Source organism: Marinobacter pelagius, assembly GCF_003315345.1.
Taxonomy (GTDB): domain Bacteria; phylum Pseudomonadota; class Gammaproteobacteria; order Pseudomonadales; family Oleiphilaceae; genus Marinobacter; species Marinobacter pelagius_A.
In genome coordinates this window covers 20,753-38,152 of sequence record NZ_QNRO01000024.1, presented here as the reverse complement: position 1 = coordinate 38,152, position 17,400 = coordinate 20,753, and the positions used below count along the sequence as shown (strand labels likewise).

Here is a 17,400-nt window from a genome sequence, read left to right as displayed (position 1 = left end):
TTTTCTTGAGCGTGGTGGGGAGGAATAGTCATGGCGCTTGGCAAGCGAATTGAAATGGTCAGGTTGGAGCTTGGAGTCAGTCGTGACTGGTTGGCTGACCGGGTGGTCGGTTTCACGATTCAGAGCGTGGAATTGCTTGAAGATCGCGACCTGGAGCACTGTCGTTGCACCGATGAGATTGCTGAGGTTCTCGGTATCAATGAACTGTGGTTGCGGTCGGGAACCGGGCCGAAGTGGATTGAAACGGAAGAGATTGAGATGGAAGGCCTCGATCTTGATGTGGAGTCCCGTGATTGGGCGGATCTCGCGAAGCAATTGCTTCATGGATAACAGGGTGTAGGTTTTCTTTGCTTTAAACAAATAAAACGTTATCGTATAGTTATATTTAAACCGTAAAATTGGAATTGGATTTCAAGGAGATTGCGTATGAGGCTGCTCAGGCGGGCGCTGTGTTTATCAGCACTGGTTGTCGTGGTTCCAGGGGTTGGTGCGTTCGAGAATTTCCCGATCAGTTACAACTCCCTCGGGGTAGAGGGTAGTTATGTTGACTCAGGGAACTCCCGTAACAAAGGGGTTAAAGAGGACAATTTTTCCAACTATGGTGAGTACGGTGTCAATTTCACCCGCCAGTTTGAACCCCGCTTCAGTATGTTTCTCCAGGCGACTTATGCCGAGCCTGAGACCCGACTCACTAATCTGGATGGGGAGCTCTGGCGATTAAGCGCAGGTGGCCGAGTTCATCCCTTGAAATTCCGCTTGAGCGGTTGGCGCCCTTTTGGAGGACTTGGTTACAGCTATACCGATATCGACATTGAGGCTCCCTTCGGACCAAAAGATGAAAATGCCCTCTATATCGAAGGTGGTATGCAGAGGATGGTATCGCCCCGTTTCCTGGTAGAGGCCGGTGTGCGGGCACGTACCGAACTCGAAGATGGCTATGTGGATGGTCAGTACTTTGCCGGTGTGCACTATCTGTTCGGGCGGGAGTATCCGAGGGCGCCGGATCCGCAGGTGCGGATCGACAAAACCCGGCCCGTGGCTGTTGCGCCCCCGAAAGATAGCGATGGCGACGGCGTTATTGATGAGCTGGACAAGTGCCCGGATACGCCACAAGGCGCGTTGGTTGACTCCGATGGATGCCCTAAGGAGCTGACCAAGACCATCCGGGAAACCTTGTATGTCGAGTTTGAGCTGGATCGAACCGAGGTGCGCCCCCAGTACTTCCAGGAAATCGGCGAGCTCGCCAAGATTCTGCGGCAATACCCCAATAGCACGATCCTGCTGGAAGGGCACACCGACAGCACCGGCAGCAGCAGCTACAACCAGCAGTTGTCCAAGAGCCGCGCCGATGCGGTGATGAAAGTGTTGGTGGAGCGTTTTGAAATTGATGTGGACCGCATCACCACCTCGGGCATGGGTGAATCCCAACCCATCGCTTCCAACAAAACGGCTGAAGGGCGGGCGCAGAACCGTCGCGTCGAGGCCATTGTTTCCGGAAAGTACTCAGAAATCATCAAGAAATAAGTAGCAGAGGATGCGACCTATGAATATCTCCAAAACCCATTGGGTTCCGTTAGCGCTGGCGTCAGCGATTGCGCTGTCCGGGTGTGGCGGTAGCGGGGGGCCAAGTGACCCCCGCATCGAGGCACCCGATGATACCAACACGGATACCAATGCCAACGATTCGTCGCAACAGGCGATGTTCTGCTCTGACCCTGACACCCGTTTCGGGGTGGTGGAGTTTGTACCGGCTGACGGCGCGAGCGACGTCGAAACGAATCGCAGTATTCGCGTTACCTTCAATGCGAATATCGACGAAGCGTCCGTCAGTGAATCCACGCTTCCGCTCGAGCTGGGCAATGGTGCCAGCCGTATTCCGGTGACCTATTCGGTAACAGGCAGTACCGTCGTCATTGATCCGGTCTCCGAGTTTCTCTCCGGGAATACAGAATATCGGGTTACCGCGACTACGAGCCTGAGTGCGGCCTGTGATGGCGATGTTGAGAAAGCATTGGCAGAGGCGGCCTCCTCCAGCTTTACCACCGGCGAGGAAATGGACGCCCAGGCCCCGCGTGTCGTGGCCTCATCACCCCAGAGCGGCGAAACCCTTGCGGCCACCGACTCTGACGTAATGGTCCAGTTCGATGAGCCCATTGATCCCCAGACGGTCACCAGTGACACCCTCCGGGTTGTTCGCATCGACGAGAACGGCAACGAGCTGGGTCAGGTGGAGCCTGAGAACCTGCAGGTAAACGGTGACAGTGTCATTTACGACCCGGCAGGCGACTTCAACGGCCAATCCTTCTATAAGATCAAGTTCGACTCAGGCATTACGGACCTGGCCGGGAACCCGCTGGAGCTTCCGTCCGACGAGCCGGTGTTCCGGACCGGTGGCCTGGTTGTCCTGCTGAATGACTCTCTGGTTTCCCAGATTCCGGTACTGGGTGATGGCCTGAACGCGCTCGGTGGACAGCTGCTGGCGCCACTGGAATTTGGTGAGGCTGATGATGGGCTCAGCAACCTGGATAACGTCCTGCTGCTGCAGGTCCCCCTGGTATCCGGACTTACCGACTTGCTCAGTGGCGCGAGTAACTTCAGCGGTGTCCAGACAACGACTGTCGACGGCACACCGTTTGAAGATTTCAGTTCCGCACTGGTTGCCGCCTGTGACCCGAAATCGGTAACGACAACCGATCCGGCTGCGGACTGCGCGCTGGGACTGGATCTCGGTCTGGATGTTACCCAACTCCAAAGTCTGGCAGACACCTTCACCGGCGGTGATGTCGGCCAGGTTCCCACACTGATCCAGTCGCTGGCGACCACGCTCGCCACAGGTGACTTCAACAACCTGCCTCCGGAGCTTTCCGAAATGCTGGGTGGCCAGCTGTTCCCCCGGGAGGATGGCCTGGGTGTAGAGCTGCGCCTGGTGGATGATTCCAGCCTGCCACTCCCGACACCAGCTGAAGACGGGCTGCTCACGGTCCTGGATGCGCTGGGCCAGATTCCGGTCTTGGGCGAGCTGTTCAACCAGACCGACGGCAAGCCACTGGTGGACGTAGGGCTGCTGGAAGGTGAGCTCCTGGGCCTGGATCTGGGTGGTCTGGCTTCCGTCAATGTACTGAGCGGAACCGAAACACTGATCGGTGAGAACGGCATCCTGAACCTGGGTGGCGCGTTGTTCGATGCGCTGTCCATCGTGACCGACCAGCTTCCTGGTCTGGGCGACGGCACTGGCGGCGGTGTGCCCCTGGATCCGGCGGACCTGCCCCTGATTGGCACCCTGATTGGATTCCTGGACCTGGGAAACCTTGATGGGGTCGGCCTGTCTCCGGAGCTGCTCAGCCCGCTTACTGACCTTCTGCAGCTGCCGTCCGACTCGCTGACACCGGACAACCTGCCGCTGGTGGGCGAACTGCTGTCACTTCTGCCGACCGACCTTGATTCAGGTGCACTGAATGACATTCCGGTGCTGGGCGACCTGATCAGCCAACTGCTGTCTTTGAATCCGGGTGAAGACGCTGACTTGTCCCAGATTCCGCTGGTCGGCGATATCCTTAACCTCATCACCGGTGGACTCACTGGTGGTGGCGAGAGCGGCTCACTGGATTCACTCACGGATCTGCTGGACCCAAGCCAGCTGCAAGATCTGCCGTTGATTGGCGGCATTCTCGATGGTTTGTTGGGAGCATTGCCCACCGGGTGAGTTGTGGGGGGGGCAGGCACGGTCTGTTGGGTGGGCCGTGCCTGTTTTTTGGTTTCCTGATCATTGATTTCCTGTTTTGTAATGAATTTATTAGAGTGCCCCTGCCAACTTTTGACAGGATTTTACCGTTATTTCCTGCTGAGGCTGCTATCCAGTCGTAAAGTAACTTGTTTGTCATCTGTGAATACGTAGAATTGCGTCACAAATTCGAATACTTATCCTGAACACCTGACGGGGAAAAGTCTGGGCATTTCCAGCTCCCGCCCTCGCTTTGCCCTTGCAAAATTGATCAATATCATGCCCTCAAAACACTGGACCCTGGTCGGTGGGGCGGTAGCGTGCCTGATTACTTCGGCCTTCACTGCCACCACGCAGGCCTCTCCCTGGATTGAACCCGGCGACGCCCGAGCGCGGTTTGCGCTGCAAAAGCTGGCGGACCGAGGCCATTTTGACCGCACGGTCTCCACCTGGCCGGTGATGTGGAGCTCTGTCGCGAAGGATATCAACCCCAGCGTCGCCTCCGACGCAACAGCCACTGCCAGAGCTGCGGCATATCTTAGGGCGGAACAAAGCGCCCAGTTCAGCGACGGCGCCCGTGCGGAACTCACCTTGTCCGGCAGCAGTGAACAGCCCCTGGTCCAGGGCTTCAATGGCACCCCGAAAGACGAGGGCCTGGCCAGGCTTGACCTTCAGTGGCAAGGCCAGTCTTGGGCACTTGGTCTCTCTCCCACCGTCGTCGCCAACCCCACCGATGATGAAGAATACCGTTACGATGGCAGCTACCTCGCAGCCACATTCGGCAACTGGGTCTTTGGTGCCGGTGCCATTGATCGGTGGTGGGGCCCGGGTTGGCAGTCCAGTCTCATCCTGTCCGATAACGCCCGCCCGATTCCCGCCGTGTGGCTGAACCGTAAGCGTGATATCGCACCAGGCTCCCAATGGCTCAGCTGGATCGGCCCCTGGAACTTCACCCTGTTCGCCGGCCAGTTCCAGGATGAGCGTGCCATCAACGACCCCAACCTCATCGGCATGCGCTTCACTTTTCGTCCGTTCCAGGGCCTGGATATCGGCCTTTCCCGGGCCATCATGTTCGGTGGGGAAGGGCGGCCGGAGAATGGTTCAGCTTTATGGGACGCCTTGATCGGTCGGGACAACAGCCAGGAAGGTGGCGAGAACGACCCGGGCAACCAACTGGGTAGCATCGATGCCCGCTACGGTTTCGCTATTGGCAATCAGTCCATGGGTCTCTATGCCCAGATGATGGGAGAAGACGAAGCCGGCGCTTTCCCCGCACGTAAATCATGGCTTCTCGGAACGGACTGGACCACGGGCCTGTTCAACACCGACCAGCAATGGTTCCTCGAGTACATCAACACCACCGCCGATGATTTGCTGGGCGATCCCATGCCCAACATCACCTACGAGCACTTCAATTACAACACCGGGTATCGGAACCACGGCCGTAACCTGGCCAGCAGCTTTGAAGGCGATGCCGAGGCCATGACGATCGGGGCCTTCCAGTTCTTCGACAATGGCACCAATCTCTCCGCTTCGGTAAGCTACGCCGAGTTGAATTCGGACGGTCAGGTGCGCACAGTCATGCCGGACGCCGACGTGACCTATTTTATTCCGGCGACCAATGACAAAGTCGGCGTTGTGCAACTCGGTTACGGCACCCCGTTGCCGTTCGGCCGGCTGGAACTCCATGTGCGTGGTACCGACAAGAAGATCGAGCTGGTTGGAGGTGAACTCGATCAGTGGTCCGCGAGTGCCAGCTGGCGTTACAGATTCTAGTCCCATGAAACAAGGAACCCATCCCCGGATGAAAGTCATACTGACACTGGTCACCGTATTGAGCCTGGCCGGCTGTGCGTTCGCCCCCGGCTCTCACATCGATACCAGCGGCTGGAACCCCAGCTATGAAAGTCCTCCGGAAGAGGAGTTCAGCCACCTGGTCAAAGTCCGGCGCATCGGGCCTGATACGCTCCGGAACGCCATTGTGGCCGATGTACCGCCACCGGCGAGCGAGCTGATTCGCGAAGACAGCGAGTACGAATACCGTATCGGCATTGGCGATGTGCTCCAGGTCACCGTTTGGGACCATCCGGAACTCACGATTCCTGCGGGCTCCGAGCGGAGCTCTCAGGAATCCGGCAACGTCGTCAATGAAAACGGCACCATCTATTACCCCTATATCGGCTATGTGCAGGTGGTGGGCCTTACGCCGATTCAGGTGCGAGAGAAAATTGCCAGCCGCCTGGCCCGTTATATTGAATCCCCCCAGGTAGATGTGTCCGTAGCCGACTTCCGCAGCCAACGAATTTATGTGAGTGGGGCCGTCGACGAACCCGGTGTGTACCCGCTCACCAACGTTCCAACCCGCCTGGTCGATGCCATCAGCCAGGCAGGTGGCCTGGAAGGCGGCGCGGACTGGCGCAACGTCACGTTGACCCGCAATGGCCAAGACTACCGCCTCTCCCTCAAGGCCGTCTACGAAAAAGGCAATAAACTCCACAACGTCCTGCTCCAGCAGGGTGATGTCATCAACGTTCCGCTGGGTGACGACCAGAAAGTCTTTATGCTCGGTGAAGTGACTAGAACCGAAACCCTGCCTATGGGCCGTAACGGGCTCACCCTGGCAGAGGCCATCTCCAACGCAGGTGGCCTTGATCAGCGCCAGTCCGATGCCACCGGCGTGTTTGTCGTCAGAAGGGCGGAGAACGCAGCACCGGACAGCGATCACCTCATCGACATGTACCAGCTGAATCTCAAGGACGCCACCGCCCTGGTATTGGCAGACAGTTTCAATCTCCAGAACCGGGACATGGTCTATGTCACCGCCGCGCCGCTGGCCCGCTGGAACCGCGTCGTCTCCCTGCTGGTGCCCTCGTTTACCGCGCTGTTCCTTGGTGACCAGGCAGCCAACCTGGGCGAGTAACCACCAATACGATGTTTAACCACATACTAGTATTGTGCACCGGTAACATTTGCCGCAGCCCCGTCGCCGAGGCTATGCTCCGGGCCGGCCTGTCCGGCAAAAGCGTGGAATCAGCTGGCCTGGGTGCTTTGGTCGACCAACCGGCAGATGCGACCGCCGCCGAGCTGGCAAAGAAGGCCGGCCTGGACCTGAGCCAACATAAAGCCCGCCAGGCCACCACCGAGATGTTCCGCCAGGCAGACCTCATCCTGGTCATGAGCGAAGGCCAGAAAGCGCGGGTTACCGAACTGGATCCATCGTCTACCGGTAAAACCCTGCTCATGGGCCACTGGCTGGAAGGCCGGCCGGATATCCCGGACCCCTACAAGAAAAGCCGTGAAGCCTTCGTTCACGTACACCAACGCCTGGAAGAAGCCGTCAACGCCTGGCTTCCCCGCTTGAAATAACACCAAGAGCCACGAATGACCGAAACCCCGACCAAGACACCACGCACCCGCCAGCCGCAGGACAACGACGAAATCGACATCGGCTTTTTGCTGGGCAGCCTGTGGGACCACAAAATCTTCATCGTCGTGCTGGCGGTTGTCTTTGCCGCTATTGGGCTGGTCCATGCCATGCTGTCCACGCCCATCTTCAAGGCTGACGCCCTGGTTCAGGTCGAGCAGAAATCCGGCACCATCGCCGGTGCTGACATGCAGCAGGTGTTGGGCCAGCAGGAGCCAAGTGCCAGTACCGAAGTGGAAATCCTCCGCTCCCGCATGATTCTGGGCCAGGTGGTCGACCAGACCGATCTGGATGTACAGGTCGTTCCAAACACTGTGCCGGTAATCGGCGAGTGGCTACGACGCAAGGGCATTGAACGCCCCGGTTTCATGACAGGCGAAGAGTCCGTCTGGGCTGGCGAATCTCTTCGCATCGGCGACTTGGTGACCAGCCACGACAGCCAGACACTTCAACTGACCCTGCGCTCTGAAGGGCAGGGCCGCTTCAGTGTGTACGATGCCAAAGGCAATTTGCTGGGTAAGGGTGCCCGGGGCGAAAAGCTGACCATCGAGCAACCCTGGATAGAGCTGTTGGTCACCGACCTGAGTGCGCCCGACGGTGCCACTTTCACGGTGGTCAAAAAGAGCCGTTTGGCCGCCATCAAAGGCCTGGAGGGCCGTCTACAGATTCAGAGCCTGGGCAAGGAAACCGGCATGCTCCGGCTCAACCTCACCGGTCCGGATCAGCAGGAAATCGTCGAAAGCCTGAACGCCACCACCGACGTCTTTCTCACCCAGAACATTGCCCGCCAGGCCGCCGAGGCTGAGAAGAGCCTTGCCTTCCTGGAAGAGCAGGTACCCAAGGTGCGCGAACAGCTCACTCAGGCGGAAAACCGCCTGAATGAATTTCGCCTTAAGAACGACAGCATCGACCTGAGCTTTGAAACCCAGAACGCGCTCAACAGCCTGGTCAGCATCGAAGCCAGCCTTAATGAGCTGGAACTCCAGGAATCGGAACTGGCCCGGCGCTTCACCCCGAATCACCCGGTATACCGCTCGCTCCTGGAGAAAAAAGAACAACTGCTCCGGGAAAAGGCCCGGCTGGAAAAACGCACCGACAACCTCCCGGAAACCCAGCAGCAAGTTCTGCGCCTGAGCCGGGATGTGAAAGTCACCCAGGAAATCTATGTGCAACTGCTCAACCGCATGCAGGAACTGCGCCTGGCCAAGGCCGGCACCGTGGGTAACGTACGCATCCTGGACGACGCCGTTGTCCAGGGCCAGGTGGCGCCTCGCCGCAACCTGATCGTGGCCGTGGCCGGCATGAGCGGCCTGTTGCTAGCAATGGTGATCGTACTCCTGCGTGCGGCCTTCAGTCGGGGAATTGTCTCCCCGGAGCAACTGGAAGAACTGGACCTGCCGGTATACGCCACCGTGCCCCTCTCCGAAGAGGAAAAACGCCGGAGCGACAAGCGTCGCCAGATAAAACAGGACCGTCGCCGTAAAGACGGCTCCATCAAAGGTTTGCTGGCCGTACGCAACCCGGCCGACCTCTCCGTGGAAGCCATCCGCGGCCTGCGCACCTCCCTGCATTTCGCCATGATGGAAGGCAGTGACAACCGACTGGTCATCACCGGCCCCAGCCCGAGCATCGGTAAAAGCTTCTTGGCCACCAACCTCGCTGCCGTCTGCGCCCAGGCCGGCCAGAAAGTGGTCGTGGTCGACGGCGACATGCGCAAAGGCCACGTCCACGAAGCCTTCAAACAAGGCTCCCACGACGGCCTCTCAGAGGTACTCTCCGGCAAGCTGGAATTTGAGCAGGCTATCCGCACCTCCGAACTGGAAGGCCTGAGCTGGATCAGCCGGGGAAGTGCCCCGCCCAACCCCTCGGAACTGCTCATGCAGCCCAGATTCACCGACTTCCTGGACTACCTGAGCAAAACCTTCGACCTGGTGATCATCGACACGCCTCCCATCCTGGCCGTAACGGATGCTGCCATCATAGGCAAGCAATGCGGCACCTCTCTTATGGTGGTCCGTTTCGGCGTGAACACCCCGAAGGAAATCCAGATCGCCGAAAACCGCCTGGCCACCGGAGGTGTCACCCTAAAAGGCACCATCCTCAACGCCATGGAAAAGAAAGCCGCCACCAGTTACGGCTACTACGGCTACTACAACTACGCCTACAAATCCGACTAAACCCAGGGGGATGTGGCTGCACAGGGGTCTGAAGAAACCCTTCTTCTGACCCCATGTTCAAATCCACCCCCAACTCAACCAGCGCACGGATAAATGCTAACCCAACTCAAAGAACTCTATTCCCTCCTGACCGCCGAGCAGCGCAAAAAGCTCCTCCGCCTCCAGGGCCTAGTAGTCCTCATGGCCTTCGCCGAACTGGGCAGCGTGCTCTCCATCGGCCCCTTCATGGCACTAGTGGGAGACATGAGTCAGCTTCAAGGAGACGGCATTGTCGCAGAGGCATACCGCCTCAGCGGCCTTGAGGACCCCCGTGCCTTCCTGTTCTGGACCGGTGTAGGCGTATTGGTCGCTCTAACCTTGGCGGCAATTATCTCCATGTTCACCATCTGGCGCCTGTCCATGTACGGCGCTCGCGTGGGTGCGGAACTGAGCAGCCGGCTTTACAAGCATTACATGCATCAGTCTTGGTTGTTCCACGCTAGCGGAAGCAGCAGCCAGCTCACCAACCAGATCGCACAGGAATGTGCCCGAATTACCGCCGGAATCATCAACCCGTTAATGCAGATGAACGCCCGCATCGTGATGGCGGCATTCATGGCTACAGCAATTTTTATCTTTAACCCAGCCGTAGCCATCACGGGGCTGGTCATTTTCGCTGTGGCTTACATGGCCATATACCGAATCGTGCGCCGACGGCTGATCAGAAACGGCGGCACCATTACCACGGCCCAGCGTCTGCGTTTCAAACTTATGGGTGAAGGCTTCGGCGGCATCAAAGATGCCCTTTTGCTGGGGCGCCAGCAGGTATTCACCGACAGGTTTGACCAGGCCAGTAACCAATTTGCCGATGCCCAGGGGAAAAACCAGGCAATGAGCCAGGTTCCCCGCTACATAATGGAGCTGGTGGCCTTTGGCAGTGTAATCTTCCTGATTCTCTACCTGTTGGCGGCCCATGACGGCAATCTGGGTACGATACTGCCACTGCTCTCCGTTTATGCCTTGGCAGGGTTCAAGCTACTGCCCGCATTCCAGCAGATCTACACCAGCATCTCCGGTATCAGAGGTAACCTAACTGCATTCGAAGGGCTTCGGGACGACCTCCGGGCCAGTGCAACCGCAACGTGCTTACCAGCTCCGAATGCCGATACAACAGAGCACTTAGCTCCCAGCAAGTCAATCGAGCTCAGGAATGTACAGTTTACTTACCCCGGCAAGACAGAACCGGCACTCCGGGATTTGACGATCACCATCGGTGCCAACCAGGTGATTGGCCTGGTTGGTGCCTCCGGCTCCGGAAAGTCCACTGCGATTGATCTCCTGCTGGGGCTGATTCAGCCGGAAAAAGGCGAGTTACTGATAGATGGAAAGCCGATCACCAAGCAGCAACTTCGTGCCTGGCAAAACGCATTGGGCTTTGTTCCCCAATCCATCTTTCTTGCAGACAGCAGCATCCGGGAGAACATTGCCTTTGGCCTGCCGCCGGAACTGGTAGATGACGAGAAGGTTCAGCGCGCGGCAACGATGGCCCATCTGGATGAGTTGCTGAAGGAGCTTCCTGATGGACTGAATACCAGAGTCGGGGAGCGGGGAGTGCAGCTTTCAGGCGGTCAAAGGCAGCGTATTGGGATAGCTCGCGCTCTATACCATGATGCAGATGTGCTTATTCTGGATGAAGCCACCAGCGCACTGGATGGCATTACGGAAAAACTCATCATGGACGCCATTCATGATTTCTCCGGCAAGAAAACAATCATTATGATTGCGCACCGTCTGGCCACCGTTAAAAAATGCGACACCATCTACCTTCTGGCGAATGGCCAATTGACAGACCAAGGAACCTACCGCGATCTCTGCCAGCGTAACGATTTGTTCAAGCGGATGGCCGATCATGCGTGAGAAACACTCGATGAAACTCTTAATCACCGGCGGCGCCGGCTTCATAGGCTCCGCCGTCATCCGCCACATCATCCAGAACACTCAAGATGAAGTGGTCAACCTCGACAAGCTCACCTACGCCGGTAACCTAGAAAGCCTGGCCCAGGTAAGCGACAGCGAGCGCTACAGCTTCGAGCAAGTCGACATCTGCAACCGAGCCGAAGTAGACCGAGTACTGGCCCAGCATAAACCGGATGCCATCATGCACCTTGCCGCGGAAAGCCACGTAGACCGCTCCATAGACGGCCCGGCGGAGTTTATCGAAACCAACATTGTAGGCACCTACACCCTGCTGGAAGCCACCCGCCAATACTGGCAGGCCCTGGAAGGTGACAAAAAGGCCAACTTCCGCTTCCACCACATCAGCACAGACGAAGTGTACGGCGATCTCCCGCACCCGGATGAAACGGCTAACGCGGAAGAGCACCTGTTCACCGAAGATACGGCCTACGCCCCGAGCAGCCCGTACTCAGCCAGCAAAGCCAGCTCGGACCACCTGGTACGTGCCTGGCGCCGCACCTACGGCCTGCCAACGCTGGTCACCAACTGCAGCAACAACTACGGCCCCTACCACTTCCCGGAAAAGCTCATCCCGTTGATGATCCTGAACGCCCTGGAAGGCAAGCCGCTGCCGGTCTACGGCAAAGGCGACCAGATCCGTGACTGGCTGTTTGTTGAAGACCACGCCCGAGCGCTCTACAAAGTCGCCACCGAAGGAAAGCCTGGCGAAACCTACAACATCGGCGGCCACAACGAAAAACAGAACATCGAAGTAGTTCACACCCTGTGCGACATCCTCCAGGAACTGCGCCCACAGGAACAAAGCTACCGCAATCTCATCACCACCGTAAAAGACCGCCCCGGCCACGACCGGCGCTACGCCATAGACGCCAGCAAAATCCAGAAAGAACTGGGCTGGGTGCCCCGGGAAACCTTCGAAACCGGCATTCGCAAAACCGTGCAGTGGTACCTCGACAACCTGGGCTGGTGCCAACGAGTCCAGGACGGCAGTTACCAGCGCGAGAGACTTGGCGCCGGGAATTGAATGATTAGCCACGGACACTCACAGACGCTCACGGACAAAAACCTGTTTTTAACTCCGTGAGTAAGCGAAGGGGTCTGTCCCTACGTGGACAGACCCCCATAGCACCAAATTTGATCAGGGGGCTGCCCCCTCACACTCCGAATTGAAGTCAAGGAAGCAAAAGTGAAAGGAATAATCCTCGCAGGCGGCTCCGGCACCCGCCTGTACCCCATAACACTCGGCACCTCCAAACAACTCCTGCCGGTGTACGACAAGCCCATGATCTACTACCCGCTCTCTGTACTCATGCTGGCGGGTATCCGGGATATCCTTATTATCACCACCGCGGAAGACCAGGCCGGCTTCAAGCGCGCTTTGGGTACTGGCGAGCAGTTTGGCATTAACCTCAGCTATGAAATCCAGCCAGCGCCGGACGGACTGGCCCAAGCCTTCATCATTGGCGAAGAGTTCATCGGTAACGACAGCGTGTGCCTGGTGCTGGGTGATAACATTTTTTACGGTCAGGGATTTGTCCCAAAACTGAAAGAGGCACGGAATCAAGTTGTTGAGCAAGGCGGCGCCACCGTTTTCGGCTACCAGGTAAAAGATCCGGAGCGGTTTGGCGTGGTGGAGTTCGACAGCACTCAAAAAGCGATTTCCATTGAAGAAAAGCCGCACAAGCCAAAGTCACACTTTGCCGTTACCGGTTTGTACTTCTACGACAATCAAGTGGTCGAGATTGCAAAGGCGGTTCGACCCTCCGATCGCGGCGAGTTGGAAATCACCGATGTTAATCGAGCGTACCTGGAAAAAAATGAGCTGAACGTGAACCTCCTGGGCCGGGGGTTTGCCTGGCTTGACACTGGCACCCATGAAAGCCTGCTGGAAGCCGCTCAGTTTGTCGAAACTATCGAGAAACGCCAAGGCTATAAAATCGCTTGTTTGGAAGAAATTGGTTACAACCAAGGTTGGTTGAGTCAGCAGCAGCTTGAAGAGCAGGCGGAGGAACTTCAGAAAAATAATTATGGTGAATACCTGAACGCTCTGGCGAGGGGTGAGGGATAAGATGGCTTATTTATCCAAAGACACTTTAAAGGCTTTAGGCTTCAAGGCCGTCGGTGAAAATGTGAAGGTCAGTGATAAAGCGAGTATCTACAATCCCGAAACCATTGAACTTGGAGACCACTCGCGTATTGATGATTTCTGCGTTGTCTCCGGAAAGGTGTCTATTGGCAAATACTGTCATATCACCCCAATGTGTTTGGTCGCTGGAGGTTCGCCCGGTATCACTCTCTCCGATTTCTGCACTTTGGCATACGGTGTAAAGGTTTTTGCGCAATCGGATGATTACAGTGGAAGCACAATGGTGAACTCCTTAGTACCCAAGCAGTTCAAAAATGAATATCTTGCCGAAGTGCTGTTAGAAAGGCAGGTGATTGTTGGTGCAGGATCAATCATTTTCCCTGGCGTAATAATCGGAGAGGGATGCTCTATTGGCGCGATGACGCTCGTAAACAAAAGCACCCAACCCTGGGGCATCTACGCAGGTAACCCCGCTCGAAGAATTAAAGATCGCAAACAGGATTTACTCGAACTGGAAGCGCAATTTCTCAAAGGGAAGCAAGAATGATCCCGTTTAACCGGCCGCCTTGTACCGGAGCTGAAGAGCAGTACATTAAGCAGGCTTTGAAAAGCAACAAGCTGTCGGGCGATGGTCCTTTCGGTAAACAATGTCAGAGTTGGTTTGAATCCAATTTGCCTGCTAGAAAAACGCTCCTGACCCCCTCCTGCACCGCCGCGCTGGAGCTGGCGGCTGTATTGACTGATATACAGCCCGGCGATGAAGTGATCATGCCGAGCTATACCTTTGTGAGTACCGCAAACGCTTTCGTACTTCGCGGTGCAAAGGTTGTTTTCGTGGATATTCGCCCGGATACAATGAATATCGATGAAAACCTCATCGAAGCGGCAATCACCCCACAGACCCGAGCTATTGTGCCCGTCCACTATGCAGGGGTGGCCTGCGAAATGGACACCATCATGGCCATTGCCGAGCGCCACAACCTCTACGTGATTGAAGATGCCGCACAGGGCATGATGAGCAGCTACAAAAGACGCGCTCTGGGAACAATTGGCCATCTTGGGGCATTCAGCTTTCACGAAACCAAGAACTACACCAGCGGCGGAGAAGGTGGCCTGCTGATCATCAACGACGAGCGCTTTGCAGAGCGTGCTGAGGTCATTCGCGAGAAAGGCACCAACCGCAGCCAGTTCTTCCGAGGCATGGTAGACAAGTATCAATGGGTGGATATCGGCAGCAGCTACTTGCCCAGTGAGTTACAGTCAGCTTACCTGTGGGCGCAGCTGGAGCAGGCTACCGAAATCAACGACTCGCGCCTGGCTGCCTGGAATTTTTATGCGCACCAACTCCAGGGGCTTTCAAAGTCAGGTCGCATCGAGCTTCCCACTATTCCTACTGGCTGCACTCACAACGCCCACATGTTCTACCTGAAAACATCCGGGCTGGAAGAACGCACTGCGTTGTTGGAGCACCTCAAGAGCCACGACATCCTGGCGGTATTCCACTATGTGCCACTGCATACGGCAAAAGCAGGTGCTGAATTTGGACGGTTCCACGGTGAGGATCGGTTTACTACCAGTGAAAGTGAACGGTTGGTGAGGTTACCATTGTTTTTTAGTATCACTGAGCATCAGCAACAACACGTTATCAATGAGATTATTTCCTTCTATGAGTAAGGATTTCATGGGCTTAGATGGGAAGCACGTATTTTTCATAAGCGACCGAGACCGATTCTTTTTCCTTTTCGGTGATGCACTGATAGAAAAGCTCGGCCTGCCTGCTGAGCTTATTGTTCCAGTTGTGTTCAAAAGTGGCTTGCCTCCTGTCAATTCGCCTAAATTAAATGACGTTTCCTACCTGAATTATGAGGATGTAGGAATTGAAATATTGCTTGAGGCAAAAAGTGTGACGTTCATGTCTTTGAATGAATGGAATTCTCCAATTGCAAAGCGATTAATTGATGCTCGTGATGAATTTCTTGAGAAGATATATATTTTTATTACCGACGACGAAGTCGACCGGTGGACAAAAAAATTTGAAATGAACGGTTGTTTGTCTGAAGACTTAAGTTTGCACATTTCCGAGAGTTGTATCTCTGTTCTTGAGAAAGTTCGTTATTTTATAGCACCAAGACCTTATTTCCATAAGAAAATTTGTGAAGTTACTCGCCGGAATGATATTGAGTTTATCGATGCTAGTATAATTTTTGATGTGCTCCCTCACTATTATTCTGAAATGATGCGCCGAGTTTTCAGCGAAAGTTTTGAATATGGCAAAAGCGGACGTCGAGTACTAGTGGGAACGAAAGGCTATTCATGGAAGGACTTGATGAAGTTTCTGAATAGCCCGGCTTTTAAAAAGTATTCCTCCAACACACAATTTCTTTGTTTTGTTAGCCCGACTCGAAGGTTTCTGATAGAAGCTTTTGGATTATATAGAAAAATTATCGGGCGTGATTTTTTTAATATTACCTATTTATCTCCCATGTCCCCGCAGATGTATAACGCAATGTTGGCTTCATGCACTCATCTTATTCTTCAGGATCGTGGTGGGGCGAGTACCGCCAGACTTTTTGCGAAATGGGGAAGGGGGCGAATTGCGGTGAGAAGAGGTTCTCCAAATCACGTTTTTATCGAAGAGTGTTATGGTATTGACCTTTATACCTATGACCACGAAAAAGACATAAATCCTGACTTTTTTGATGGATCCGGATTTGATCCGAGTGAGAGTGCCAAGAACGTTTGCGCAGAGGAGCGGAGGTCTCTCTCTGTCCTTTCATCGCTGTATTCGTGATTGAGATCTTATTAAATTAGCCTTCGTTGCCATTGATAAAGGTAAAGCATGACGTCAATTCTAAACCTCATCGGCCGAGAAAAAGAACTCTTCTCCGCCGACATCAAAGCCCACGAAGACCATCTATCGGAAATCGTCAGCACCTCCCGCTTCCTGGTTCTCGGCGGCGCCGGCTCCATAGGCCAGGCCGTCACCAAAGAAATTTTCAAGCGCAACCCGGCCAAGCTCCACGTGGTGGACATCAGCGAAAACAACCTGGTCGAACTGGTCCGCGACATCCGCAGCAGCTTTGGTTACATCCCGGGCGATTTCCGTACCTTTGCACTGGATATCGGCTCGGTTGAGTACGACGCCTTCTTCAAGGCTGACGGTGGTTACGACTATATCCTGAACCTCTCCGCCCTCAAGCACGTGCGCAGTGAAAAAGATCCTTATACCCTCATGCGCATGGTGGATGTCAACGTCTTCAACACAGACAAAACCCTGCGCCAGGCCGTAGATGCCGGTGTAAAGAAATATTTTTGTGTCTCTACCGATAAAGCAGCCAATCCAGTCAACATGATGGGCGCTTCCAAGCGCATCATGGAAATGTTCCTGATGCGTAGAAGCCTGCAAATAGACATTTCCACCGCTCGGTTTGCCAACGTAGCTTTTTCTGATGGTTCGCTGCTCCACGGCTTTAACCAGCGGCTGGAGAAACGCCAACCGATCGTGGCGCCGAATGACGTTCGCCGCTACTTCGTGACTCCAAAGGAATCCGGTGAGCTGTGCCTGATGTCCTGCATCTTTGGCGACAATCGTGAAATCTTCTTCCCGAAGCTCAGCGAAGAACTACATCTGATCTCTTTTGCCGATATTGCCGTGAAGTACCTGGCCGAGAAGGGCTTCGAGCCAGTGCTGTGCAGTGACGAAGATGAGGCCAGGGAGCTGGCTAAAACACTTCCGGAGCAAGGAAAGTGGCCCTGCCTGTTTAACGGCAGTGACACGACCGGTGAAAAAGATTTCGAAGAATTCTTCACCGATGACGAAACGCTGGACATGGCCCGTTTCGAGAACCTCGGCATCATCAAGAACGACGCCGATTTTGACCAGGCGCTGCTGGGTGAGTTTGAAGAGCGGATCGATGCGATGAAACGGGACCTGAGCTGGAGTAAGCAAGACCTGGTTGATCTGTTCTTCCGCATGATTCCGGATTTCGGCCACAAAGAAACCGGCAAATATCTCGACAGCAAAATGTGAGGCAGC

14 protein-coding genes are annotated in these 17,400 nt (G+C 55.4%); all 14 read left to right on the top strand.

Features of this window, described 5'->3' with window-relative positions; genetic code table 11:
• The first annotated feature begins 30 nt into the window (after positions 1-30).
• The 14 genes from DET50_RS16695 (at position 31) to DET50_RS16630 (ending at position 17,394) form a co-directional block, all read left to right on the top strand.
• Positions 31-330 carry a hypothetical protein gene (locus tag DET50_RS16695; RefSeq protein ID WP_113863881.1) on the top strand — a complete coding sequence of 100 codons (300 nt, stop codon included), beginning with the start codon at positions 31-33 and terminating at the stop codon, positions 328-330.
• A gap of 96 nt (positions 331-426) precedes the next feature.
• Complete coding sequence (locus DET50_RS16690; RefSeq protein ID WP_113863880.1) at positions 427-1,524, top strand: OmpA family protein; 1,098 nt, start codon at positions 427-429, stop codon at positions 1,522-1,524.
• 19 nt (positions 1,525-1,543) lie between these two features.
• The gene (locus tag DET50_RS16685; protein WP_181800008.1) at positions 1,544-3,703 is read left to right on the top strand and encodes an Ig-like domain-containing domain; all 2,160 of its coding nucleotides are present in this window, start codon (positions 1,544-1,546) and stop codon (positions 3,701-3,703) included.
• 297 nt (positions 3,704-4,000) lie between these two features.
• Entirely contained in the window at positions 4,001-5,497 is a 1,497-nt protein-coding gene (locus tag DET50_RS16680) for a capsule assembly Wzi family protein (protein WP_113863878.1), read from the top strand.
• Positions 5,498-5,525: 28 nt separating this feature from the next.
• Positions 5,526-6,641, top strand: coding sequence for a polysaccharide export protein (locus DET50_RS16675; protein ID WP_113863877.1), 1,116 nt, complete (start codon positions 5,526-5,528; stop codon positions 6,639-6,641).
• Positions 6,642-6,652: 11 nt separating this feature from the next.
• Positions 6,653-7,087 (top strand): low molecular weight protein-tyrosine-phosphatase, encoded by a 435-nt coding sequence (locus DET50_RS16670; protein ID WP_113863876.1) that lies wholly within the window; start codon positions 6,653-6,655, stop codon positions 7,085-7,087.
• Between the two features lie 15 nt (positions 7,088-7,102).
• Complete coding sequence (locus DET50_RS16665) at positions 7,103-9,322, top strand: polysaccharide biosynthesis tyrosine autokinase (protein WP_113863875.1); 2,220 nt, start codon at positions 7,103-7,105, stop codon at positions 9,320-9,322.
• Positions 9,323-9,415: 93 nt separating this feature from the next.
• Positions 9,416-11,218, top strand: a complete 1,803-nt coding sequence (locus tag DET50_RS16660) for an ABC transporter ATP-binding protein (protein WP_113863874.1) — start codon at positions 9,416-9,418, stop codon at positions 11,216-11,218.
• A gap of 10 nt (positions 11,219-11,228) precedes the next feature.
• On the top strand, positions 11,229-12,302 hold the full coding sequence (gene rfbB, locus DET50_RS16655) for a dTDP-glucose 4,6-dehydratase (RefSeq protein WP_113863902.1): 1,074 nt from the start codon (positions 11,229-11,231) through the stop codon (positions 12,300-12,302).
• 162 nt (positions 12,303-12,464) lie between these two features.
• Positions 12,465-13,346: a glucose-1-phosphate thymidylyltransferase RfbA gene (gene rfbA / locus DET50_RS16650; protein WP_113863873.1), complete on the top strand. Its 882-nt coding sequence runs from the start codon at positions 12,465-12,467 to the stop codon at positions 13,344-13,346.
• A gap of 1 nt (position 13,347) precedes the next feature.
• Positions 13,348-13,911: an acyltransferase gene (locus tag DET50_RS16645; protein ID WP_113863872.1), complete on the top strand. Its 564-nt coding sequence runs from the start codon at positions 13,348-13,350 to the stop codon at positions 13,909-13,911.
• Positions 13,908-15,038 (top strand): dTDP-4-amino-4,6-dideoxygalactose transaminase, encoded by a 1,131-nt coding sequence (rffA, locus tag DET50_RS16640; protein WP_113863871.1) that lies wholly within the window; start codon positions 13,908-13,910, stop codon positions 15,036-15,038. Before DET50_RS16645 ends, rffA begins: the two co-directional genes overlap by 4 nt.
• The gene (locus DET50_RS16635) at positions 15,031-16,155 is read left to right on the top strand and encodes a hypothetical protein (RefSeq protein WP_113863870.1); all 1,125 of its coding nucleotides are present in this window, start codon (positions 15,031-15,033) and stop codon (positions 16,153-16,155) included. Before rffA ends, DET50_RS16635 begins: the two co-directional genes overlap by 8 nt.
• A 48-nt stretch (positions 16,156-16,203) precedes the next feature.
• Entirely contained in the window at positions 16,204-17,394 is a 1,191-nt protein-coding gene (locus tag DET50_RS16630) for a UDP-N-acetylglucosamine 4,6-dehydratase (protein ID WP_113863869.1), read from the top strand.
• The last annotated feature ends 6 nt before the right edge of the window (positions 17,395-17,400 follow it).

What these genes read in the sequence shown, in the direction of transcription:
- rfbB (WP_113863902.1), top strand. Translation starts at nt 11,229, where the DNA reads ATGAAACTCTTAATCACCGGCGGCGCCGGCTTCATAGGCTCCGCCGTC.
- DET50_RS16690 (WP_113863880.1), top strand. Translation starts at nt 427, where the DNA reads ATGAGGCTGCTCAGGCGGGCGCTGTGTTTATCAGCACTGGTTGTCGTG.
- DET50_RS16645 (WP_113863872.1), top strand. Translation starts at nt 13,348, where the DNA reads ATGGCTTATTTATCCAAAGACACTTTAAAGGCTTTAGGCTTCAAGGCC.
- rffA (WP_113863871.1), top strand. Translation starts at nt 13,908, where the DNA reads ATGATCCCGTTTAACCGGCCGCCTTGTACCGGAGCTGAAGAGCAGTAC.
- DET50_RS16670 (WP_113863876.1), top strand. Translation starts at nt 6,653, where the DNA reads ATGTTTAACCACATACTAGTATTGTGCACCGGTAACATTTGCCGCAGC.
- DET50_RS16680 (WP_113863878.1), top strand. Translation starts at nt 4,001, where the DNA reads ATGCCCTCAAAACACTGGACCCTGGTCGGTGGGGCGGTAGCGTGCCTG.
- DET50_RS16635 (WP_113863870.1), top strand. Translation starts at nt 15,031, where the DNA reads ATGAGTAAGGATTTCATGGGCTTAGATGGGAAGCACGTATTTTTCATA.
- DET50_RS16685 (WP_181800008.1), top strand. Translation starts at nt 1,544, where the DNA reads ATGAATATCTCCAAAACCCATTGGGTTCCGTTAGCGCTGGCGTCAGCG.
- DET50_RS16630 (WP_113863869.1), top strand. Translation starts at nt 16,204, where the DNA reads ATGACGTCAATTCTAAACCTCATCGGCCGAGAAAAAGAACTCTTCTCC.
- DET50_RS16695 (WP_113863881.1), top strand. Translation starts at nt 31, where the DNA reads ATGGCGCTTGGCAAGCGAATTGAAATGGTCAGGTTGGAGCTTGGAGTC.
- DET50_RS16665 (WP_113863875.1), top strand. Translation starts at nt 7,103, where the DNA reads ATGACCGAAACCCCGACCAAGACACCACGCACCCGCCAGCCGCAGGAC.
- DET50_RS16660 (WP_113863874.1), top strand. Translation starts at nt 9,416, where the DNA reads ATGCTAACCCAACTCAAAGAACTCTATTCCCTCCTGACCGCCGAGCAG.
- DET50_RS16675 (WP_113863877.1), top strand. Translation starts at nt 5,526, where the DNA reads ATGAAAGTCATACTGACACTGGTCACCGTATTGAGCCTGGCCGGCTGT.